This is a genomic window from Klebsiella sp. Ech2A, from assembly GCF_030078455.1.
In the GTDB taxonomy this organism is placed as follows: Bacteria; Pseudomonadota; Gammaproteobacteria; order Enterobacterales; family Enterobacteriaceae; genus Klebsiella; species Klebsiella terrigena.
Window position 1 is genome coordinate 15,749 of the sequence record NZ_JAQGFU010000028.1, and the last position, 22,646, is coordinate 38,394.

Below are 22,646 nucleotides of genomic sequence, written 5' to 3' on the forward strand. Positions count from 1 at the left end.
CTTAGGAAACTAAGCAGGCTTTTTGCTTTTTACTCCAACCAGGTGGTTCCCCTCGCCGGCATCGCAAATACCCTGGCAACGCCCGGGCGCCAGCCTGACCGGGCCGCACCTCGCTACCGCGAAGCGAACCGGGCGACGTGCTCTGCAAGAAAATCAATCTCCTGCGGCGTATTATAGAAAGCCAGCGACGGCCGGACGGTACTTTCATAGCCCAGGTGTCGCAGGATCGGCTGCGCGCAGTGATGTCCGGATCGCACGGCAATCCCGACCTGGCTCAGATAGCGCCCGACGGCTTCATTTTCATGACCCGCCAGCACGAAGGAGAGGACGCTGGTTTTGTTCGCCGCGGTGCCGACCAGCGTCAGGCCCGGAATAGCCGACAGCTTCTCAATGCCATACTCCAGTAAGGCATGCTCGTAGTGCGCAATATTTTCTATCCCCACGGAAGTGACATAATCGATAGCCGCCCCCAGCCCGACGGCATCGGCAATATTGCCCGTTCCCGCCTCAAACTTATTCGGCGCGGGCTGATAGCGCGTTAGTTCAAAGGTCACGTCGGCAATCATGTTGCCCCCGCCCTGATACGGGCGCGCCTCCTCCAGCACGTCCTGCTTGCCGTACACGACGCCGATCCCGGTCGGTCCAAAAATCTTATGGCCGGAGAAGACGAAGAAGTCGGCATCCAGCGCCGTGACGTTGGTCGGGATATGCGAAATAGACTGCGCGCCGTCGATGGCGATGCGCACGCCAAACCGATGGGCGATCTGTACCAGCTCATGAACCGGCGTGACGGTACCCAGCGCGTTGGAAACGTGTGTTGCGGACACAAAGCGGGTTTTGTCGTTGAATAGCCGAATATATTCCTCAACGATCAGCTGCCCGTGCTCATCAACCGGCGCAACGCGGATCGTCGCGCCCGTCTCCTGCGCAATTAGTTGCCACGGCACGATATTGGCGTGATGCTCGAGCAGGGTGAGGATAATCTCATCCCCCGGTCGTAACAGCGGCTTCACGTAGCTGTGGGCAATCAGGTTGAGCCCTTCGGTGGTGCCGCGTACGAATATAATATTCTCCGGACCGCGGGCGCCGATAAAGCGCGACACTTTCTCACGCGCGGCTTCATAAGCATCGGTGGAACGTGCGGCCAGCGCATGCGCCGCCCGATGAACGTTCGAGTTCTCGTGTAAATAGTAGTGGCTGATGCGATCGATAACCTGCTTCGGGCGCTGGGTCGTCGCGGCATTATCCAGCCAGACCAGCGGATGACCGTCCACCCGTTCGGCAAGGATCGGGAAATCGGCGCGGATCCGCTCTACCGGGATCTGCCCGACCCGCGCCGGCGGCGCAGGGTGGGTGCCGGAAGCAGGCAATGCGGCAAACCCGCGAGGCGCGCCGTCCGCCCTGCTCTCCTGGCCCAGCGGCACCACCCTCGGCGCGTAAGCGGCCTCCCCGGCACGCGGGCGTGAGGGCGAATCGCCCGACAGCCCCTGCAGATCCCGCGCGTCGGGCAGGCCGTAATCGCGCGCGGAGGGAGCCTCGCCCGCCTCGCCGGGCCATCCGCCCGGCGCGTGGGGAAGCGTGAATAGATTACTCGTAGTCATAATATTCCCCCACCTCAACGTCTTCCAGCACGGCAATGGCGTCATCGGCGAGGATCGCGGCGGAGCAGTAAAGTGAGAGTAAATAGGAGGCCACGCCGTTATCGTCTATCCCGCGAAAGCGTACCGACAGCCCGCGAGACTGTTCGTTTGGCAGCCCTTCCTGATAAAGCCCCAGCACGCCGCGTTTGCTTTCACCGGAGCGGATCAGCAGGATATTGGTTTTCCCGCTCTGCCCTTTCGGGTTTTTCAGACCATCAACAAACAGCTTATCGGAAGGGATCAGCGGAATACCGCGCCACAGGATAAAAGTGCCGCCCTGTAAATTCACGGTAACCGGCGGGACGCCGCGTCGCGTGGCTTCACGCTGAAATGCGGCAATCGCGCGCGGATGGGCCAGGAAGAAGGAGGGCTCCTTCCACACTTTTGACAGCAGCTCATCCAGGTCATCCGGCGTCGGGCGGCCGTTGCGGGTCTGAATACGCTGCGAATCAGCGATATTTTTCAGCAATCCATATTCATCGTTATTGATAAGCTGACTCTCCTGGCGCTCGCGCAGGCTTTCAATCGCCAGCGCAATTTGCTCTGACGCCTGATCGTAAGGCGAGCTGTAGAGATCGGCGATTTTGGTATCCACCTTAATAATGGTCGCAATGGAATCGAGCTGGTATTCACGCGGCGTGGTCTGATACTCGATATAGCCCTGCGGTATCTCAACGCGGGTCGGGTCCTGGCTGCACAATGCGTCGAGCGGCGTTTCGCCCTCCACGACCTTGTTGACCCGATAAATCCCCGACTCCAGGCCCTTATAATCGAGGAAACGGCTGATCCAGCGCGGGGTAATTGCCGCAAACTGCGGAGCCGTTTTGGTTACGTTCGCTAACTGATACGCGGCTTCACGCCCCAGTGCATTAATGCCTTTTTGTTCTGCCATGATGATTCCTTAGTGTTTAAAATAGTGGAGCTGAAGGTTAGTACTGCGGCAAACGGGTATCGACATCCCGCGCCCAGGCGTTTAGGCCATCTTTTAAATTCATCACGCGCCCCTGATAACCCGCGCGCTGCAGTGCCCGAATCGCGAAAATACTGCGCTGCCCTATCTTGCACAGAAACACCGCATCGACCGTCGGATCGAATTCGCCGATACGTCTGACTATCTGGCCCAGCGGCATCACTTTTGCCTGCGGGAATTTGGCAATCGCCCTTTCGTGGGGCTCACGAATGTCGATCAGCTGCAGGGGTTTTCCCTCCTCTATCCAGGCGTGAAGCTCCCTGGCCGTGACGCTTTCAACCGGAATCTCCGCCTCATCGGGCTTCAGTCCGCAAAACTCTTCGTAGTCAATCAACTCATGAATCGACGGGTGCTCACCGCATACCGGGCAGCCGGGATCCCGCTCCAGCCGCAGCTCGCGCTGCTTCATTTGCCACACGTCGAAGAGCAGCAGACGGCCAATCAGGCTCTCGCTGCCGCCGACGATAAGCTTGATCGCTTCCGCCGCCTGGATGGTGCCGATAATTCCCGGCAGCACGCCGACCACGCCGCCTTCAGCGCAGGAAGGCACCAGCCCCGGCGGCGGCGGTTCGGGATAAAGACAGCGGTAGCACGGCCCTTCCCCGGCATAAAAGACGCTGGCCTGCCCTTCGAACTGGAAAATGGAGCCGTAGACCAGCGGCTTACCCAGCAAAACGCAGGCATCGTTGATCAGGTAACGGGTGGGATAGTTGTCCGTACCGTCAACCACGAGGTCGTACTCGCGAATAATTTCGAGCGCGTTTTTACTGCTCAGGGTGGTGTTATAGGTCACCACCTGCAGGTCGGGATTGATCGCTTTAAGCTTGTCTTTCGCCGAAGCGACTTTGGGCCGGTTGAGATCTTTGGTGCTATGAATGATCTGCCTTTGCAGGTTGGAGATTTCGACAAAATCAAAATCGACAATCCCCAGCGTCCCGACCCCGGCAGCCGCCAGATAAAGCGCCACCGGCGCCCCCAGCCCTCCGGTGCCGATAATCAGCACGCGGGCCGCTTTCAGACGCTTCTGCCCCTCAAGCCCCACTTCCGGCAGCAGCAGATGGCGGCTGTAGCGGGCAATTTCCGCATGCGTCAGCTCCGCCAGACGGTCGTCAGCAATAATGCTCGGTCTGCTCATACCGCCTTCCCGACGCCGCCTGCAATGGCGGGGACCAGCAGCACCTCGGCGCCCTCGCCGATCGGGGTCTCCAGCCCGCCGGTGGTTTTAATATTGTTCTCCCCCACGTACAGATTGATAAAGCTGCGCAGCTCCCCCGCGTCGTCGTACAGATGCGGCTGAATGTCGGGGAAACGCTCCGCCAGTGCGGCGACCAGTTGCCCAACGGTGTGGCCTTCGAGGGTCACTTTCCCCTGGCCGTCGGTGAAGGCGCGAAGTGCGGTGGGAATCAGTAATGTCGATGCCATAGTGGTAATCTCTCCGTGTTTTTTTCTGGTTTCAGGCAGCGTGCTGCCCGTTATTCGCGTTATGGAACGGTGCGCACCTCCTCCTGCAAAAAGCGCTGGCGGTCCTGCGTCAGCCGCCAGCTGGTGAGCGCGCCCGCCTGCCGCTGCGCAACCGCGACGATGATATAGGCGTAAAACGGCAGCGCGTGTTCGCGGTCAAATTCCGACGGAATGGCCGGATGATCGGGGTGCGAATGGTAATAGCCGACCACGTCCACCTCCTGAGCCAGCGCGGCGCGTTCCGCCCGCAGGGAGTCGTCGGCGGTGATGACAAAACGGTGGTACTGCTCCTCCGACTCGCGGCCATTGACGATGGGAAAAATCGCCGTCACGCGGGCGTCGCCCTGGGCGGAGAAATGGCCAAAGAGCGCGCCGCAGCACTCGTTGGGGTAGACCTTTTCCCCCTCAGCGCTAATCTGCTTTGCAATTTCGCGAGTTAATTCAATCATTGGTTTCATTCCAGAAAGAGTCAGCCAGATAACGCGAGCCGACATCACACAGCAGCGTGACCACCACCGATCCCGCTGGCAGCGTGCGGGCCAGCCTGGCGGCGGCGGCAACGTTTGCCCCGGATGAGATGCCGACAAAAATGCCGTCCCGCCGGGCGAGGCGTCGTGCGCTCGCATAGGCCTCCTCGGTAGTGACGGAAATAACGTCGTCGAACAGGGTTTCGTCGAGAATGCCCGGCTTAATGCTGCTGCCCATATGCTTGGTCCCTTCAATGCCGTGGAACGGCGAAGCGGGCTGCACGGCGAGCGTTTTCACCCGCGGATCCTCATACTTAAGCCGCCGCGCGGTGCCGACAAAGCTGCCGGAGGTGCCCATACCGGCGACAAAATGGGTGACCTGCTGTCCGCTCTGCTCCCAGATCTCTTTGCCGGTCGTTGCGAAATGCGTATCCGGATTGACGGGGTTGTTATACTGGTCGGGATAAAAATAGCGTTCCGGCTGGGCCGCAACCTGAGCCTGAACTTCTCTATAGGCGCCGTCAGAGCCTTCAAGCGGATCGGTTTCCACTATCGTGGCGCCATAATGGCGAATAATACGTTTGCGCTCCGGGCTGGTATTCTGCGGCAGATATAGCCGGACGCGATATCCGAGCGCCGCGCCAATCATCGCGTAGGCAATGCCGGTATTGCCGCTGGTCGCATCAATAATTGTTTTATCCGGTGTTAATAAACCCCGCGCAATCCCGTCCAGCACCATGGCTTTCGCCGCGCGGTCTTTTACCGAGCCGCTGGGGTTCATAAACTCAGCCTTTGCCAGCAGCGTTACGCCTGGCAACTCTGCGGCAAAAGAGGGCAAGGTTATTAACGGCGTAGCGCCGATCGTTTCAAGTAAATTCATAATGATTATCACGCCGTTATTTTTATCTATCCCGATGTGCCGGCCATTCCATTTTATTTTCGGCAGAATTAAATTCCGTCGCCGTCGCTGAAATGTTTTTGCTGAGCACGCGCCTGCTGCACATTACTGTCCGGCGGAACATCGCGGGTTAGCCATATATTCCCGCCAATGCTCGAACGCGCGCCGATAGTAATTCGTCCTAATATTGTTGCGCCGGCATAAATAACGACGTCATCTTCTATTATCGGATGGCGCAGGTAGTTTTTTAGTAACTGCCCGTCTTCACCGGCAATAAATCGTTTGGCCCCCAGGGTGACCGCCTGGTAAATACGCACCCGCTTACCGACGATGGCCGTTTCGCCAATCACCACGCCGGTCCCGTGATCGATAAAGAATCCATCATCAATCTGCGCCCCGGGATGAATATCTATACCGGTCTGGCCGTGCGCTTTCTCGGTTATCATGCGCGCCAGCAGAGGCAGATCGAGCTGATGCAGCTCGTGGGCCAGGCGATAGTGGATCACGGCATGAATTCCCGGATAGCAGAGCAGCACCTCATCCATGCTGCGCGCGGAGGGATCGCCCTGATAGGCGGCGAGGATATCGCTGTCGAGGCGCTGGCGGATAAGCGGCAAGCGGTTAGCAAACTGCTGGACCCGCCTGACCGCCTCCTGGGTCAGCGCGTGGCTCGCGCCCTGCGCATCCTGCTCGTCCTGCTCGTCGGACTGATAGTAAAGTTCCAGAAGCGCTTCTTCGGTCAGTCGGTCAAGCGAGGTGCTTAACAGGTGGCCGACGTAATAATCTTCACCCTCTTTGCGTAATTCGACATCGCCCAGCCGCATCGGATAAAGCACTTTTATCAAAGTATCGGTAACGGAATTAACGCTTTCACGGGAAGGTAAACTGCGTTTATTACGATAGTTATTTTTCGAATGTTCATCGCGCCACGCCTGACGAACGTGACGCAGTTCATCGACGACATTATTTAAATGCCAGTTATTTTCTCTTTTCGGTAGGAGATACAATTCACCTGCTTCCGGCATAATAATATCCTTCTTAACAGCACATCGATAAATCTGTTTTCTGCGTTACCTCACTTTTATGCATTACCCACATTAAAAACAAATAACCTTATTGACTTTGAATAGCTGAAAAGAATAAATACTTACGAATCAAGATACTAAATTCAGAATGGCCTAAAACCAGCGCTATTCAATATGACAGACACGCTTCCACCAGCAGTCAAAGCGCCGGCCTGGGCTGCGGACACGGCACCGAGTCTGTCCACAAAGTGGCTACCTAACTCTGTGGATAACCTGGAGTCAGATTGCTGCAGAGGGCGTGAGGCCGACCATCGCGCCGAATGTGCAAATTTTAACCAGCGACGGATTGCGCGCGTGAAACGCCGTCCGTTCGCGCTCACTATTGCCTCATAACCATTTGATGCGCTTCACCCTAAGCGGGCTCGTGCCTTCCTGCCGCCCGGCGGTATAAAAAAAGCCTGCTCAGGAAGCTGAGCAGGCTTTTGCTTTCTTAACGCTTAGGCGCGCTAGCCGCCGAACGTGGGCTGTACCGCGGAATAGCCGATATTTACCGGCATTCCGGAACGACGCAGCATGGCCTCGCTGGCCCGGTTCGCCTCAACGCCCTCGCCCTGCACAAACGCCTGGATCCCCGTCGTCATGGGCAGCGGCACCTTTCTGTCCGATTCGTATTCCGCGCGGTTGCGCGAGAGCGGCTCGTGAACCTCGAGCCAGCGGCTGCCGTCCGGCTCGAGGCTATATTTCACCGGCCGATCGATAATCTGCACCCGCGTCCCCACCGGAACGTTGTCGAAGAGGTACTTAATGTCATCGTTACGCAAACGGATACATCCCTGGCTTACGCGCAGCCCGATACCAAAGTTCGCATTAGTGCCATGAATGGCGTACAGCCTGCCGATATAGATAGCATACAGCCCCATCGGGTTTTCCGGGCCGGCAGGCACGAACGCCGGCAGGCTTTCCCCTCTTTTGGCATATTCGCGGCGGGTGTTGGCCGTTGGCGTCCAGGTTGGCGCCTCCTGCTTACGCTCCACCGCGGTCACCCAGTTGCGCGGCGTTTCGCGGCCCGCCTCACCAATGCCTATCGGCAGAACCTCAACCGTGGTCCCCTCCGGCGGATAGTAGTAAAGGCGCATTTCCGCGACGTTAACCACAATCCCCTCGCGCACCGTATCGGGCAGAATAAGCTGCTGCGGGACGATCAGCGTCGAACCAGACTTCGGTAAGTAGACATCCACCCCGGGGTTGGCTTCGAGCATATTGCTCAGCCCTTGCCCGTACTGCGCGGCAAACGCCTCCAGCGGGAGCGTATTACCGTCCGGGACGATGATGGTTTGCGGACTACCCACAAGGCGGCTTCCTTCCGGCGGCAACGGGTAGCTAACGGCCAGAACGCTCTGGCTTGACAGGATAAATAGCAGAGAACAAAGCAGTTTCACACGCCGCACCATTTCCCTTCCTCAGTCGCGACAATCGTGAATGAATTATAGCTTTATTATCGAAATCTTATATACCCGCTCACGGCGGTTGAGTACGCGTCCTTGTCCGCCGCCGGGATTGCGTTAGATCTGATAATCGATCGCCGCCTCTTCCGGCTCCATCGCCTGGCGTTTAATCTCATCCAGCGACAGCCCGGCGTTGCACAGCTCGATAAAGCGCCAGACGTAGTTACGCTGCAGCTGCCCGCGCTTTAGGCCTAGCCAGACGGTATTGGCATCGAACAGGTGCCGGGTTTCGAGACGCGTGAAGGTGTCAGACTCCCTGGCGTCACCGGACTGCTCGGCGACCAGCCCAACCCCCAGGCCCAGTTCAACGTAGGTTTTAATGACGTCGGAATCCTGGGCGCTGAGCACGATATCCGGCATCAGCCCTTTGCGATTGAAGGCCTCGTCGATACGCGAGCGTCCGGTAATACCCTGACGATAGGTGATAAGCGGCCAGCGAGAAATGGCCTCCAGGGTGAGCGGATTCACCTGGACCAGGGGATGATCTTTTGGTACCAGCAGGCTGTGGTGCCAGCGGAACCAGGGGAAAGCGACCAGCGTCGGATCGTTGCTCAAGCGCTCGCTGGCAATGCCGATATCGGCGCCGCCGTTATGCAGCAGGGCTTCAATTTCCTGCGGCGTCCCCTGCACCAGCTCCAGGCGAACGTCGGCAAACAGCTCGCGAAACGCTTTAATCACCGGCGGCAGGCTATAGCGCGCCTGGGTATGCGTCGTGGCGATGGTCAAGACGCCCGAGGCGTCGTTGGTAAACAGGTCCGCAAGACGGCGGACGTTGCTGGCTTCGTTAAGAATGCGTTCGGCAATCGAAAGCAGCGCTTTGCCCGGTTCCGTCATCCCCAGCAGACGCTTGCCGCGTCGAATAAAGATTTCGATCCCCAGCTCTTCTTCGAGTTCACGAATATGACGGCTGACGCCCGATTGCGATGTGTAGAGCATATTGGCGACTTCCGTCAGGTTGTAGTCCTGACGGGCCGCTTCACGAATTATTTTTAGCTGCTGGAAATTCACCCTTTCCTCCGGGCTATCAGACATAACATATGCTCTATTGTTAAAGTCTGTTGTCCCTGCTAACAAATAATAAAAACCAGCAACTTATTCCATTCTGGAATATACGTTAACTTACCAGCAGCAGCTCACGGTTCTCCAGCGAAGGGCGGCTCACCAGCGACAGTAAAATTTCCTTCACCGCCTGCGCCTGCGGCGACAGGCTGCCCTTGGCAGACATATTCAGCGATAGAGAGAGGCTCATTGACGGCGTGCTGATACGCGCCATCCAGCCGTTGGCGGCGCTACACAGCGAGCGAGCGGCGGATTCCGGCAGCACGGTGGCCCCCATTCCGCTGGCGATTGCCGCGGTTAAGGTGGTAATCGACTCGATCTCGCCGATGATTTTTGCCGACAGACGACGCAGCGTGAAGGCCTCGGTCACCCTCGCCCGCACCGCGCTGTAATCGCGGGGCAGGAACAGATTCATCTCGGCGACCGCCGTCAGGTCAACGCTTTGCCCCGGACAGTCTCGGGTACCGACCAGGTACAGATCCTCTTTCAGCAGCGGCTGGCTGATGATGCCGGCAACCGGCGACCGCTCGTACAGTACCGCCATATCCAGCTGACCGCTGAGCAGCTTATCGTTAAGGATAGTCCCGCTGCTCTCCTGCAGATACACCATCACTTCAGGAAGCTCGTTACGGACCGTTTGCAGCAGCGGCATCGTAATGGCGGACGCCGCCGTTCCCGGCGCAAGCCCGATAGAGACCTGACCGCTGAGGATATGGCCTACGTTATTGACCGCCAGCTGCGCCTGCTCGCACTGGCGCAGAATGGTCCGGGCGTGGGTATAAAGGATTTTCCCTGCTTCCGTCGGCGTGACGCCTCGCTTAGTGCGAATCAGCAGCTGCTGGTCCAGTTCACCTTCCAGGGTCGCAACCTGCTGGCTCAGCGCGGGCTGTGCGATGTGCAGGACTTCGGCTGCCTGAGTCAGACTGCCAATATCGACGATTTTCACAAAATACTTCAGTCGTCTTAAGTTCATTTTGCCTCCTGTAAGGAACGCCAGTAACCACGCTGGCAGTTGAGATACAGTAGGTTTTGCAATTTACTTGCCAGTTTTATTATCCCCGGCGCAAAAGCCGCTGGACGCCGCGTAATAAGCGATTCCGATTGCTGCAGGGGATTTTTTTGCCCGGTAAGCGGATTACGATATGCCCCATAAGGGGTACATTTGCACCATCGCGGTGCGCAGCGGCGCAAAAGCGGGTGAGCCTCGGCCGACTGCTGAAATTGTCAGCAGTCAAACTCATTCCGATGATTCAGCCTTTGACAAGGGGGAGCGCCGCCGTTAATATGCGCCCCGTTCACACGATTCCTCTGTAGTTCAGTCGGTAGAACGGCGGACTGTTAATCCGTATGTCACTGGTTCGAGTCCAGTCAGAGGAGCCATATTAAAGAAGCCCGCTTAGGAAACTAAGCGGGTTTTTTGCTATTCGGGATTATTGCATCTTTGACGCAGTCAGATTTTGCTGCCGCGACACAAATCTGAGGCTCGCACAGAGGTGAAGAGTCGCGGGAGCCCTGCCGGCAAAACCGATAGCTATGGGCATCCAGCCACTCTGTAGATCTCAGAAACCACCTGCATCGTTGCGTCTTCGATCGCGCCTTCATTACGGCATAAAAACCAGCCCTGATTTGCAATTTCTCGCTCGAACGCGCGGGTGCAAGCAACGTGCTCTTCCAGCTTGTGAATCACCGTACTACTTAGCCCACGCGCTCGGCCTACGGCCCTCGCCCATGAGATATCTGGCGCAGTAACAACCCCGACGTGCAGGTCTGGCGTGCGCACGTTGCGTTCCATATTAAGCTGTAAAATCTCGGCAAACGGCACCATCCGACGAAACGCGGCATCCGAGGGATACCAGCGATCCATCAGAATAATGCTGTCCGCTGGCTGTTTAGTCAGCACCTGCCGGGAGATCCATGCACGGCTATCAGCAAAGCGCTCGCAGACCTCCCATTCCAAATCCAGGGCGGGGTTTCTGGCGAGTTTGTTAACAAGGGCCATTGTTTCCCCCCTGTAGGGATCGCTTTTTTTCTCGCAAAGTCGGATGACCTTCTTGTTGTCTGCCCTTAGTACTTTCGTAATGGCTTCCAACAGCGTGGTTTTACCGGCTCCCTTGGGCCCATCCAGAGCAACAAACAGCTGACGACTCATTCTGCAAATGACGATTGATACAGGTTTTTTGTAAAGCTTGAATCAGGCAAAAGCATCTGGCTTCCTTTGTATGAATAGCTGCCCTCCCTCTTCGTTCGTCGGGGCACCTGGCGCATCAGCGCGAATCGGATAGAGGGATCTGATAAACAGAGACTGATGAACATTCTGGCAGTGGTGCTAACGCCCGGATTTAAAAGCCCAGGATTACAGCCGGTCATGGTCACTATCCCTATGTCATGACCTGCGCGATGCAGTTTAAGGGATCCGCGTAGAAAACGGAAAATACCCGACGCTAAACCTGCTTTTGCAGCAGACAGGCGTTGACGGGCAGCTTTGAGCGAACAGCGGACACTATTACCAACTTCAGCTATTGTGGTTTACGAAGTTGCGCTTACGGTGTTTCCCGGTTAAAGCTAGCAAGAAACATCGTTATTTTTTTTATCGCATAATGCTTATATGGGGAGTAATTTAGGCTAAAGGAGGAATCAATGTCACATTCGTCATCAAGAAGAAAAGTTCTAGCCGCAGAAGGCCTTCTTGCGCATAGAGCGTCACACGCACGGAGTTGCGCTAACCATGTTGCGAATAGATTGGGCATAACCCGCAGCGAGCTATTGATGAAGGTTGAGAAAGATACAGGGGCGAATTTAGTATCGCCGCTTACAGAAGATGAGTTAATGAAAGCGTTTTATTATATGGAAAACCTTTAAGAGTGACTGCTGTGAGTGAAGAGCGGAGGTTAGCAATCGCTCTCATGGCTGATGACGACCGCACCCGTGGTAAGATAGAAAGTTTTGTCACTCAATCTATCCAGGGTACAGGTTCACCAATGTAAGTGTGCGTGCAGCAGCGACAAGTCACCTTAACATCCTTTCTCGTAATTGAAGGGTTTACCTGTTGCAGAATTCCATTCTCATCAACAAACAGACCCGGATAAAAACTGCTTTCGCCAATGCAGACTAAATCCCTTCGCTGGTGCTCATGTAGCGCGACCAACCAGAATACAGGCTCAGTGGTATCAAGACGTCCACATACTTCGCTGAATATTTCATCCCACGGTTTGCCAATCTGTTTGATCAAAAAATAAAACAATGGTGTGTAGTCTCGACCACGCTTCTGTCTGCCATGCATTGTCTCGCGCTTTGCCAGTAGCTCATCTCCGACTTTTTTACGATTGCGTTTCCAGCGATACTCAGCACCTGGATTATTAGAATGGTGCCGCGTGGTCGTGTTGACGCTACGATACAGTTTACGGGACTTATTCAATTGGTGAGTACGCATAGCTCGATCTCGTGCATCCATTATTCTGTGAGTCAGTAACCCCTGCCGGAGCTAGATTCAATAGCTTATGACTGCATAAAAAATGGTCATGTTTAAAGGCAGTCTCATTCTGCTGAAATACCTTTCCGCTGACAACTACCAAAAAGTCCGCTCCTGGCACACTGCGGACTTTACTTACATAGCCTGATGCGTCAGGCTGCTAGTCACAAAAGTTTCTTGCTACTTCCTGGTGGTGCTACCGTCTGGGAGGGTGAATCATGACTACTATTCTGAGATCTGTTCCCGGTTTCCCTTTTTCATACCGCCATTCATTCTTCATTTTACTGATGACTTTACGCTCAAGCTCCGGAGTAGTGGTCGATTCAAGGATCTGTGTATTCTGAACTCTTCCGTCTGCATCAACATCAAACTGTATCCGCAGGGCATCCGGCAGTAACCTTCCGTTCTTATCGTGAGTGGTAATGACTGTATTTGCAGAGGAAGTGCTACCAGATGGTGTGCTGGCGCTGGCCGGTGTACCGGCGCAGACAGCCAGAAGCAGTGGCAGAATGAAAGTGAGTAGTCCGATAGATTTCATGAAGCGTCCGTGTTTTAAAATTAACCATATGGCTGTTACTACTGCTGTAACCCATGTCACACAAGCTAACAGCCAAATTTTCATGGATAGAAACCGCTCAATGGGCGGTTATTTCAAGCCCGCAGATCGGCCGGATTTACCCTAACCCCCAATGCACGGACTATAATGATGTCAGGCGCCAAGGCTGCCGCAACTCATCGAAAAAAGTCATCTACCGCATCACTCCACATATGGCCTGACTTCGACCATATCTTGTTTATTTGTGGAGGAAATCCACTCCTGCAGTATCCATTTTTCCCCACGAAATCGAATGCTCCATGCGGGTATCCATTGATCAATAGTACGCACTTCTGACTGTCTTCAGACCAGCCGATTTTAACGTCAGAAGGAACGTGTCCGTCAGAAATATCTTCGGCGTTGTAGATATGCACCGCGTCCTGAATCGGGTTGCCGTCGACAGACTCATCGAGAGCGTAAAAATATCCGGTTTCACCATCGTCCTCAAAAACGGCGGCCAGCATCCCCTCAGGGGCAAGGCTCTTTATCACTTGTGCTTCACCGACCACGAGCTCGGCCTGCATTGTCACTAAAATTGTCATCCGATTTACTCTCCTTTCCCCGGGCATTATATTATTTTGCTTTATCGAGCCATACACTACTTTGCAGTACCATACTTCAGATCGTAACGGATAACTGCAAATCAAGCAGTTCGTTAGCTTGTATCTAACAGTTTGTGGTGATTAGCTAACTGCGCATGTCGAAGCCGGATTTTTGAAAATCTCTATAGACTTCTGGATTGTTGAAGGCGGGAAACCTGGCTTTATGGGCTGCTGATTTTATCGCTTCGCAATATGCTTTATTGCCATTGCTGGTTGATATGTTTAAAGCTGTGCCATCCTGAGCAAATTCAATATGCAACCTGCATTTTTTCCCTTTCCAGTTTTGCGGCTCATCTAGTTTTGCGTTTATTGCCGCTCTGATTGCCCGCGCTTGCGCCCCCCATTCATCCTGATCATCCCAGCGCCCTGAACTGCAACCACCCGTTGCCGTGGTCTTATGACAGCCAGAAGGATGTAACGGTGCGCAACCAGCGGCAAGGCTGATCAAAATGGCCAGCATAACGATATTCTTTACTATTTTAGACGATCCCACTTTTCCCCCTCAATCCATTTAATCCTCAGAAATATTTGCATATTCATCCGTCATTCCTGGCGCTTTTTCAACTACTAATTATCTACATCCAGCGGATGTTTCGAATGAGACATCTGAATATGTAGAGGAGATAATAAGCTGCGATTTATTACCTAATAATTAGTACAGGCACTTTTTACGTCCGCCCCTGGCACGAGGCAGACATGCCCGGGAGCGCAAGATATCTGCTAAGAGCGCCGAGAAAAACGCCAGACTATGAATCACCCGCAGAACGGTTCTGGAAGTGTGTTGTATCCATCGGTTGAACTCATATCCGGTGCGGACAGAAAGCAGGTGCATCATGCCCGCATTTATTACTTTTACCTACGACTATTAGGGAATATGGTCTTCTCCTTATTAAGAATTGGTTGAATGGGATTCGGTGAATTTTGCAACATTCCTTTGAATTTCTGCCCAAGCGTATTCATTCGATAGCGCTGCTAAGAATGGCACTATTTGTAATCGAATAGTTGGCCGTTTACCTGACTTGAAGAATCATAGAGTATGCCCTCTGGCAGAGCACTTGCAGAAGTCCAGTAATGTTGAATCCAGTAAATATCTATTCAGAGCAAAGGGTTGCATTAAAGAGAACCGAATCAGTATATCGGAAGCTGTCGAAAAGAGAATGGTCCGGTGTATGGCGATTCTTACAGCAACTTTGTGGCGATAATGCACCAGGCGACCCAGGATGGCCGCCCCGTAACGGCTATGCGCCTGTTGCTCCCCTACCAGCTCGTAGCCTTCATATCAATTACAAAGCGATACTTAACGTCCCCCTTAAGTATACGGGCAAAGGCAGTCTCGATATCCTCGCCACCAATCATTTCAATATCGGCGGTAATATTGTGTTCGCCGCAGAAGTTCAACATTTCCTGGGTTTCCTGAATGCTGCCAATTGACGAACCGCTGATGCTTAAACGTCGAAACACCATTGGCGTAATATTCGGCGAGTCGTGTGGCTGGTCCGGAATGCCTACCAACACCAGGTGGCCATTGGTTTTCAGCGTTGCCAGATAAGGATCCAGATCGTGCGGTGCCGCTACGCAGTCAATTATAAAATCCAGCGAGGTTTGGCAGGCAGCCATTTGCGCGGCATCGCAGGAAATCACTACCTGTTTTGCCCCCATTAGAAGGGCATCTTTGCCCTTCTCTGGGGAGGTAGTAAACAGCGTCACTTCCGCCCCCATCGCATTGGCCAGTTTCACTGCCATATGGCCTAATCCCCCAGTCCCACAACACCAACACGATCGCCTGCGTTGACGTTGAAATGTCGCAGCGGCGACCATACGGTCACGCCTGCACACAGCAGTGGTGCAACCCCGGCAAGCGATAGGTTTCGAGGTACAGAAACAACAAAATGTTGATCGACAATCACGCTCTGCGCATAGCCCCCCTTGGTGCTGTCGCCGGTATATTTATCAATGCCATTGTAGGTAGCAGTAAACCCCGCTTCGCAGTACTGTTCTTCGTGGTGCTTGCAGAAATGGCACTCGCGGCAGGAGTCGACCATCACGCCCACACCGACGATATCACCGGGTTTAAAATGGGTGGCCTCTTCCCCGACTTCCACGACTCGCCCGACTATCTCATGTCCCGGCACTAGTGGATATTGGCTAACTGCCCATTCGTTACGCACCATGTGGAGATCAGAGTGGCACACGCCGCAATAGAGGACCTCAATTTTGACATCCTGCTTTTGTAACGAGCGCAGCGAAACCTGCCCTGATATTAAGGGCTGTGCCGCGTCATGTGCGACTAATGCGTTGATTTTCATCTTACCTCTGGAATGTGCTGGTTCTGGTTAACTCAAGGGGGCAGACTATAGTCAACAGGATTCCATATTGATAGTAGTTACCATTTGGTGACCATAAGCAGAGGACAGAACAATGCCATCCTGGGTTGAGGGTAAACTTTTTTTCTATGCGGACTCGCCACCGCGCCGCCTGATGGAGCTCTTTTCAGTTAAATGGAGCACAATGGTGCTGCATGCGCTGTATCACTGGCCGGATGAACGCGCACGCACTGGTGAGTTACAACGTAGCTTGCACGGGATTTCCAAGAAAATGCTGTTCCAGACTCTAAAAGAGTTGGAGCTGCGAGGGCTGATTGCCCGCCATGTGTATGACGTGATCCCACCCAAAGTCGATTACCGTCTGACTCCACTTGGCAGAATCTTTGCCGAACCCATTGAGCAAATGTACCAGTGGGGATTAGAAAATCAGTCCGCACTAGATAAAATGGAAGCCTGCTATCAGGCGGCATCCAACTGAGGGGTATGCAACACCATCATGCCGCTCTGAGCGAGGAGCGAACGACTGCTTTAAAGCATGCACAAACTCTTTAAAAGTAAATCGTTTTGGCAGGGCACCGGGACCAGAGCCGCTGTTACTTTTCGGCAAAATGTGAATTGTGGATCAGGAAATGCTCAATCGCGTTGATTAAACCGGGAGCTAAGGGCAGCGCTGGTTCAGCATATGAAGCGATATTCGTCCTGCGATCGTCCGAAGTCACCTCCTTCAGAACATGGTTCATATTGGGCACTATAACCAGGGACGCTTGAGGATTCGCGGCCTTAAGCAGTCTTGCATCCGCTTCTTCCACCTGCAGATCGCGTTGCCCTTGCAGCACTAACGCGGGTTTTGAAATACTCGAAATGAGATGACCCGGATTATATGAAAACGCATTGATCAAAAATCCCTGAACCGCAGGATTAAAGAGATTTTGCAGTGCCGGATGCATATTCGTCATATCGACCCGCTTCCGATGTTCCAGAGCATCAATTATCGGCAGTGCCTGCTTTAATAACATTTCGTTATCCGGATTAGCCTTAAGTTGCCCCCTCAGCACCTCGCCCATCGGCCTCCCGGGCGTTGCGATAAGCACCACGCCGCACACCTCCTCTTCCTGAGCCGAGGCAAGGGCGACCAAGCCGCCTTCGCTGTGTCCTAACACCCAAATACAGGGAGTGTGCATTTGACGCCTAAGTACGTCTACCCAGGATCGAACGTCGTCAACATAGTCGGCAATCGTCACCGCATTGGCATCCTCTACGGCCATTGCGCTAGCGAACATTCCACGTTTGTCGATACGCAGCGTTGCAAAGCCTTTTGCCGCCAGGCCTTCAGCAAGAAGTCGGTAAGGCGATGCATTCACCCCAAGCGGGTTGTTTCCATCCCGATCGGTCGGACCGGAGCCAGGAACGATAAGAACAACGGCGGTTGGTTTTGAATTTGGGGTGAGTAACGTACCTTTCAAAGGGCCTTTTGGCCCGGCGGCCTCCAGGAGAGTTTCGGAAAAGGTCACCGGCACTGCTGCCAGACTCACAAATGGGCAAGCGCTCAAAAGGGCAATGGAGGCGGTAATATTCATCGGCGATGTTCCTGTAAAACTCAGCGTTCCGGTCAATTTATATTATAAATATGGCCTGCTCTCCATTAGATATCATTCTTCTACCATGCCCACTATCCCACGGACGGGTGGATATCGACCCCCTGTCCGAAAGCGGCACCGGTTAGCGCTTTCGCTTGATGAAAGAGAGGAGATATCCCGACAATACCGTGCAGCAAAAGCGGTACTGCTGCGTGGGAAAGAATGAGGGTCAATAAGCTCTTTTCGCAGTCATACACTTCTCAGTCACGCTTCACAAACCGTACCGGCATACTGCGGATCCCGGTATGCTTATTGCTGCGCACCCAATTAACATCGCCATCCAGCCTGAAGCCATCCACCTGTTCCAGCAGGTGGTGCAAGATAACGCGCATTTCCAGCCTCGCCAGCTGGGCGCCAAGACAGCTATGTCCCCCGCCGCCAAATGCCATATGCTGATTTTTCTGGCGGCCAATGTCGAACGCAAAAGGTTGCTCGTAATAAGCATCATCCCGGTTAGCCGACGCCCACCATAACGTGACTTTCTCCCCCCGACGAATCAGCCGGTCGCCGATAATCACATCGCGCGTTGCCGTACGACGGTTATAGGGGGTCGGCGAAGTCCAACGCAGTATTTCGTCGAGCGCTGAATTCATCAGCCCCCGGTCCTGCTGCAGACGCAGCCACTGCTCCGGATGGTGAATAAATGCCAGAATACCGCCGGCAATGGCGTTACGCGTGGTTTCCAGCCCCGCCACCATGACCACGCTGAACACCATCAACTGTTCCAGCGGCGTCAGTTTTCCCAGCCCTTTGGCTAGCTCGCCGGTCACCGCCAGCGACACAATATCGCTGCCCGGGTTCTGGCGTTTCTCTTCGACGAACTTATGCCCGTAGGCCATAAAGTTCTGCATCCCCTGCTGGCTACTGATGCTGGTTTCACCCAGCTGACGGTCCGAATAGTCCAGCACGGCGTTAATCCACGCAAAAATCTGATGGCGATCGTCGTGTGGGATACCGACTAAACTGGCGATAGCAAACAGCGGCAGCTCTGCCGCGATGGCCGAGACGAAATCGACGCGTTCCTGCTGGAGCGCGGCCTGTACGGCAGACCCTGCTGCGGCAAACAGCACATCCTCCATCGCCGCCACGCGGGCATTGGTGATGGCCGGAGCAATCAATCTGCGTAGCGCCTTATGGCGCGGATCGTCCATCATATTGATTACCGAGCCTGGCCCCATTTCACGCGGTAAATCCTCAATCATGGTGCCCCCGCCCTGCCGATCGCCGCCGCCGGCGGAGGAGAAGGTGTCGTTATCTTTCGCAATGGCCGCAATGTCGTGATAGCGCGTAAACACCCAAAATCCTTCGCCATCGGGCGTTAGCGCCGTGCGGGGATGGAACAATGCCCCGCGGTGGCGACGCAGGTCGGTGAATACCTGATGTGGAAACCCGCGGCTGAACAGGTCCAGATTGGTCAGGTCCACGTCAGGCAGCGGCCACAACTGCGCGGCCTGTTCACTGTTGATAATCGCTTCGGACATCGTTACCTCCCCGGTTTATTGCAGACGCCAGCCTTCAGCACGGTTACGCGCCTGCCAGAAATCGGCATAGCGACCGCCTGCGGCCAGTAATTGCTGATGGTTGCCCTGTTCGATAATGTGCTGCCGATCCAGCACCAGAATCTGGTCAGCGTTTTGGATGGTCGAGAGCTGATGGGCAATGACCAGCAGCGTACAGCGATGGTGCAGAGACCGTAATCCGGCGGCGATCGCGGACTGATTCTCCGCGTCAAGAGCGCCGGTGGCCTCATCCAGCAGCAATATCGGCGCGTTTTTCAACAATGCGCGCGCGATGGCGACGCGCTGGCGTTCACCGCCGGAAAGCAGGCCGCCGCCCTCGCCCACCTGGCTTTGCCAGCCATCCGGCAGACGCTGCAGCAGCTCGTCCAGCCGCGCCAGCCTGACCACCTGCGCAATTTCCTGCGCATCGGCGTGCGGATTGCCAATCAATACGTTTTCCTGCAGGGTGCCGCTGAACAGATAATTGTCCTGAAAGACTGGCGCGATCAGCGACATGTGCTCGCGACTGCTTAACTGGCGCAGATCGGTGCCTCCCAGCGTAATGCTGCCGCTGTCGGGATCGAAGAAACGCGCGATCAAACGCATAAGGGTGGTTTTACCGGCGCCAGAGAGGCCCACCAGCGCCGTGGTGGTGTTGGCGGGCAGCGTAAGCGACACATTTTTCAGGATCGGCCGCTCGGGTTGATAGCCAAAGGTCACGTTATGCAGCTGAATGCTGGCCTCGCCGCCGTATGGCTGCGGATCGTCGGCCTGCGGCAAGGGTTGCTCGGCCAGTACCCGTTCCACCGCATCCATTTGGGCAGAAGCCATACGGATCCCGGATCCGTAGGCCGCTACTTCGGTAAGGGGATCAATCACCCGGTTAATCAGCACCAGCAGCGCCAGCAGCGTGACCAGCTGCTGCGGATCGTTATCGGCCAGCCCCAGCCAGGTGACGCTGGCCATCAACGTCAGGAAGCTGAGCTGCGCCAGCCATGAGTTCGCCAGTAACGGCGGCAGCACCAGCCACAGCTGGCGTTTACTGGCCCGATTTTGTGCCACCAGGGCGGCATCAAAATTGGCATGTCCCTGCTCGCCGCAGCCGTGAGTGCGCAGCACCATTTGGTTCTGCGCAAACTCAAGCATACGTTCGCTGGCTTCCGCCGTGGCAAGGTGAACGGCTTCGTCTGCGGCGCGGCCCAGCCTGCCCGCCCACCAATAAACCAGCGCCACCAGCGGAAAAATCACCAGCGCGATCAGCGCGATACGCCAGTCGAAGAAAAAGGTAATCGCCACCACCACCAGCGGCGTCAAGGTGGCGCGCATGAGCGGGCTTAACTGATGGGCTGGCAGCCCGAGGATTTCCATCACCCCCTGACTGAGCAGCACGCCAAGCTGGCCGGTATTGGCGGGGCTGAACCAGCCCAGCGGCAGAGTCACCACGTGGTCGCCAATGCGGTGACGTAGGGTATTCAGTAGCGCTATGGCCACCCTGAAGCCGCCCAACGAGGCAACGTAGTTAAGATACCAGGCGAGCAACGTAGCCAGCGTGAGCGGCAATAACCACCACGTCGCCCGGGTGATATCATCCTGCAATAGCGCCTGGACGATCGGCACAACCATCGCAAAAGCGATGCCCTGCACGAGGCAGAAAAGCGCCATCAGAATCAGGTAACGTCGCAGAACCCTGGCGTTATCTTTGCCCAGCAGCGACGAGAGACGGGTCAGCAGCATACCTCCTCCTTTGATGGTGAGAACTGGGCCTGCCACAGACGCGCGTATTCGCCTTTGTTAGCCAGCAGCTGGCTATGCGTTCCCTGTTCCACAATACGTCCCTGCGCCAGCACCACGATATTATCGGCGTTAACCACCGTCGCGAGGCGGTGAGCCACCACCAGCAGCGAGCGATTACCCTGTTGAGAAATGAGCCGGGAGAGCGTGTCCTGTATGGCGGCCTCCGACTCGGCGTCAGCCTGCGCCGTCGCTTCATCCAGCACCAGCAGCTGCGGCTCCTTGAGCAGCGCTCTGGCAATACTCAGGCGCTGCGCTTCCCCGCCCGACAGGCGGGCATCTTCGCCATAAACCGACTCATAGCCGCGCGGCAGTTGCAGAATGCGTTGATGGATATTGGCCGCCTGCGCCGCGGCAATCACTTGCCGATCGGTGGCCTGCGGATGGCCAAGGGCAATGTTGTCTCTGATGCTGAGCCGCAGCAGCCGCACCTCCTGAAAGACGCAGCCAATCTGGCGATAGAGGTGGTCGGTCGCGATATTAGCCAGATCGACGCCCCCTAGCATAATCCGGCCGGCGTCGGGTTCGGCAAAGCGCAGGAGTAATTTCGCCAGCGTTGATTTGCCCGCCCCGGATGCGCCAACCAGCGCCGTTACCGTACCGGGCTCCAGCGTCAGCGATACGTCATGCAGAATCTGGCGATCGGGCCCGTAGCTAAAGCTGACGCGCTCAAAGCGCACCTGGCTGCCCGCATTGAGCATCACCCGCTCCGGCTCCTTTTGTTGAGGGATCGCCAGTAGCCCGGCCAGGCGAGTAAAAGCCCCTTTCGCCATCTGTAGCGACTGTGCGCTGCTGCTTAACGTGCCAATGGGCACCGAGATCCCCAGCCCCAGCACCGCAAACGGCAGGAGTTGCCAGACCTCCATCCAGCCGAGATGAATAAAGGTGACGCCGCCAACCAGCACCAGCAGCAACAAGGTGATCGGCGCGATGATCACCCCTGAGAGGCTTTCCGGCTTGATCAGCGGGCGCACCCAGTCGAGGAAGAAATCGCGAAAGCTGTCTACCGCCCGACGGTACGCCTGATGAGCAACGCCATGCTGGCCGAAGGTTTTCACCACCGGTATGCCCTGGACAAACTCCACCACCGAGCGATTGACCTGCTCCAGCTGCTGGCCGTACTCCGCCATTTTGGCCTGGCTGGCACGCATAATCCGGCGATAGAGCAGAAAAAAGAACGGTAGCGGAATCAAGGCGATCAGCGTCATCCGCCAATCGATGAACAGCAGGTAGCCGTAGACGCACAGCAGGGTGGCGGCGGCGTTTGCCAGGTTCAGATAGGAGTGCGCCACCAGATGATGAATGGCGGTCACGTCATCCTGCATACCCTGCTTAATTCTGCCGCTGCTGTTGGCGCTGAACCAGCTGAGCGGCGCGTGCGCCATACGACGCGCTAGCTGGCGGCGCAGCCACAGGGAGAACGCGTTGTCAGCGAGATGCGTCGTGAGATCGGCCAGGCCGCGCAACGCCAATCCTCCGCCCAGGCAGAAAGCGGATATTTTCACGATATGCCAGGCGAGGGCCGCGCGATCTGCCTGCGCGCTCATCAGCACCCGAGCCAGTTCAGTCAGACCAATCAGCGGGGCCAGCACCAGCGCCGATGAACCCACCTGAAGCACTACCGCCAGCGCAATCCAGCCGCGAACCGGTCGTAGTAGCCCGGCCTGCTGAGGTTCAGTCTCGCATGTTGAAGTCATCCCAAAT

22 protein-coding genes and 1 tRNA gene are annotated in these 22,646 nt (G+C 55.6%); 2 read left to right on the top strand and 21 right to left on the bottom strand.

Going from position 1 to position 22,646, the window contains the following annotated elements; genetic code table 11:
• Nucleotides 1-113: 113 nt before the first annotated feature.
• From PFH44_RS08490 to nac, 10 genes are all read right to left on the bottom strand, one after another.
• Nucleotides 114-1,601: a cysteine desulfurase gene (locus PFH44_RS08490; RefSeq protein WP_283824800.1), complete on the bottom strand. Its 1,488-nt coding sequence runs from the start codon at nucleotides 1,599-1,601 to the stop codon at nucleotides 114-116.
• Entirely contained in the window at nucleotides 1,588-2,532 is a 945-nt protein-coding gene (locus PFH44_RS08495; protein ID WP_283824801.1) for a family 2A encapsulin nanocompartment shell protein, read from the bottom strand. Before PFH44_RS08495 ends, PFH44_RS08490 begins: the two co-directional genes overlap by 14 nt.
• Nucleotides 2,533-2,569: 37 nt before the next feature.
• The gene (moeB, locus tag PFH44_RS08500; RefSeq protein ID WP_045859333.1) at nucleotides 2,570-3,745 is read right to left on the bottom strand and encodes a molybdopterin-synthase adenylyltransferase MoeB; all 1,176 of its coding nucleotides are present in this window, start codon (nucleotides 3,743-3,745) and stop codon (nucleotides 2,570-2,572) included.
• Nucleotides 3,742-4,032 (bottom strand): MoaD/ThiS family protein, encoded by a 291-nt coding sequence (locus PFH44_RS08505; RefSeq protein ID WP_041146292.1) that lies wholly within the window; start codon nucleotides 4,030-4,032, stop codon nucleotides 3,742-3,744. Before PFH44_RS08505 ends, moeB begins: the two co-directional genes overlap by 4 nt.
• A gap of 59 nt (nucleotides 4,033-4,091) precedes the next feature.
• Nucleotides 4,092-4,520, bottom strand: a complete 429-nt coding sequence (locus tag PFH44_RS08510) for a M67 family metallopeptidase (RefSeq protein ID WP_283824802.1) — start codon at nucleotides 4,518-4,520, stop codon at nucleotides 4,092-4,094.
• A complete protein-coding gene (locus tag PFH44_RS08515; protein WP_045859335.1) occupies nucleotides 4,513-5,418 on the bottom strand; it encodes a PLP-dependent cysteine synthase family protein in 906 nt (301 codons plus the stop codon). The genes PFH44_RS08510 and PFH44_RS08515 overlap by 8 nt, the downstream gene beginning before the upstream one ends.
• Nucleotides 5,419-5,486: 68 nt before the next feature.
• Nucleotides 5,487-6,461 carry a serine O-acetyltransferase EpsC gene (gene epsC / locus PFH44_RS08520; RefSeq protein ID WP_283824803.1) on the bottom strand — a complete coding sequence of 325 codons (975 nt, stop codon included), beginning with the start codon at nucleotides 6,459-6,461 and terminating at the stop codon, nucleotides 5,487-5,489.
• A 506-nt stretch (nucleotides 6,462-6,967) separates the two neighbouring features.
• Nucleotides 6,968-7,912 carry a L,D-transpeptidase gene (ldtA, locus tag PFH44_RS08525; RefSeq protein ID WP_152644033.1) on the bottom strand — a complete coding sequence of 315 codons (945 nt, stop codon included), beginning with the start codon at nucleotides 7,910-7,912 and terminating at the stop codon, nucleotides 6,968-6,970.
• Nucleotides 7,913-8,023: 111 nt separating this feature from the next.
• The gene (gene cbl / locus PFH44_RS08530; protein WP_045859340.1) at nucleotides 8,024-8,974 is read right to left on the bottom strand and encodes an HTH-type transcriptional regulator Cbl; all 951 of its coding nucleotides are present in this window, start codon (nucleotides 8,972-8,974) and stop codon (nucleotides 8,024-8,026) included.
• 106 nt (nucleotides 8,975-9,080) lie between these two features.
• A complete protein-coding gene (gene nac, locus PFH44_RS08535) occupies nucleotides 9,081-9,998 on the bottom strand; it encodes a nitrogen assimilation transcriptional regulator NAC (protein ID WP_045859342.1) in 918 nt (305 codons plus the stop codon).
• A gap of 331 nt (nucleotides 9,999-10,329) precedes the next feature.
• Between nac and PFH44_RS08540 the strand changes: the two genes are divergently transcribed.
• A tRNA-Asn gene (locus PFH44_RS08540) sits at nucleotides 10,330-10,405 on the top strand.
• A gap of 151 nt (nucleotides 10,406-10,556) precedes the next feature.
• On the opposite strand, the gene PFH44_RS08545 is transcribed toward PFH44_RS08540, so the two are convergent.
• From PFH44_RS08545 to PFH44_RS08575, 7 genes are all read right to left on the bottom strand, one after another.
• Complete coding sequence (locus PFH44_RS08545; protein WP_283824804.1) at nucleotides 10,557-11,174, bottom strand: dTMP kinase; 618 nt, start codon at nucleotides 11,172-11,174, stop codon at nucleotides 10,557-10,559.
• 801 nt (nucleotides 11,175-11,975) lie between these two features.
• The gene (locus PFH44_RS08550; RefSeq protein WP_283824805.1) at nucleotides 11,976-12,455 is read right to left on the bottom strand and encodes a hypothetical protein; all 480 of its coding nucleotides are present in this window, start codon (nucleotides 12,453-12,455) and stop codon (nucleotides 11,976-11,978) included.
• A 235-nt stretch (nucleotides 12,456-12,690) separates the two neighbouring features.
• Nucleotides 12,691-13,032 carry a TonB family protein gene (locus tag PFH44_RS08555; RefSeq protein ID WP_349632121.1) on the bottom strand — a complete coding sequence of 114 codons (342 nt, stop codon included), beginning with the start codon at nucleotides 13,030-13,032 and terminating at the stop codon, nucleotides 12,691-12,693.
• 194 nt (nucleotides 13,033-13,226) lie between these two features.
• Complete coding sequence (locus PFH44_RS08560; protein ID WP_045859346.1) at nucleotides 13,227-13,631, bottom strand: DUF2251 domain-containing protein; 405 nt, start codon at nucleotides 13,629-13,631, stop codon at nucleotides 13,227-13,229.
• Between the two features lie 145 nt (nucleotides 13,632-13,776).
• Nucleotides 13,777-14,151, bottom strand: a complete 375-nt coding sequence (locus PFH44_RS08565; protein WP_072051889.1) for a cell envelope integrity TolA C-terminal domain-containing protein — start codon at nucleotides 14,149-14,151, stop codon at nucleotides 13,777-13,779.
• 797 nt (nucleotides 14,152-14,948) lie between these two features.
• Nucleotides 14,949-15,509 carry a zinc-binding dehydrogenase gene (locus tag PFH44_RS08570; RefSeq protein ID WP_283824807.1) on the bottom strand — a complete coding sequence of 187 codons (561 nt, stop codon included), beginning with the start codon at nucleotides 15,507-15,509 and terminating at the stop codon, nucleotides 14,949-14,951.
• On the bottom strand, nucleotides 15,440-15,997 hold the full coding sequence (locus PFH44_RS08575) for an alcohol dehydrogenase catalytic domain-containing protein (protein WP_283824808.1): 558 nt from the start codon (nucleotides 15,995-15,997) through the stop codon (nucleotides 15,440-15,442). The genes PFH44_RS08570 and PFH44_RS08575 overlap by 70 nt, the downstream gene beginning before the upstream one ends.
• A 112-nt stretch (nucleotides 15,998-16,109) precedes the next feature.
• Between PFH44_RS08575 and PFH44_RS08580 the strand changes: the two genes are divergently transcribed.
• Nucleotides 16,110-16,493 (top strand): winged helix-turn-helix transcriptional regulator, encoded by a 384-nt coding sequence (locus tag PFH44_RS08580; protein WP_283824809.1) that lies wholly within the window; start codon nucleotides 16,110-16,112, stop codon nucleotides 16,491-16,493.
• Nucleotides 16,494-16,608: 115 nt separating this feature from the next.
• Here the strand turns inward: PFH44_RS08580 and PFH44_RS08585 are convergent, their stop codons facing one another.
• From PFH44_RS08585 to PFH44_RS08600, 4 genes are all read right to left on the bottom strand, one after another.
• The gene (locus tag PFH44_RS08585) at nucleotides 16,609-17,592 is read right to left on the bottom strand and encodes an alpha/beta hydrolase (RefSeq protein ID WP_283824810.1); all 984 of its coding nucleotides are present in this window, start codon (nucleotides 17,590-17,592) and stop codon (nucleotides 16,609-16,611) included.
• A gap of 260 nt (nucleotides 17,593-17,852) precedes the next feature.
• Complete coding sequence (locus PFH44_RS08590) at nucleotides 17,853-19,133, bottom strand: cytochrome P450 (RefSeq protein WP_045859352.1); 1,281 nt, start codon at nucleotides 19,131-19,133, stop codon at nucleotides 17,853-17,855.
• Nucleotides 19,134-19,148: 15 nt separating this feature from the next.
• Complete coding sequence (locus PFH44_RS08595; protein ID WP_082079103.1) at nucleotides 19,149-20,885, bottom strand: ABC transporter ATP-binding protein; 1,737 nt, start codon at nucleotides 20,883-20,885, stop codon at nucleotides 19,149-19,151.
• The coding region (locus PFH44_RS08600; protein WP_283824811.1) for an ABC transporter ATP-binding protein at nucleotides 20,876-22,646 on the bottom strand (1,771 nt) is incomplete at its 5' end. The genes PFH44_RS08600 and PFH44_RS08595, both read right to left, overlap by 10 nt.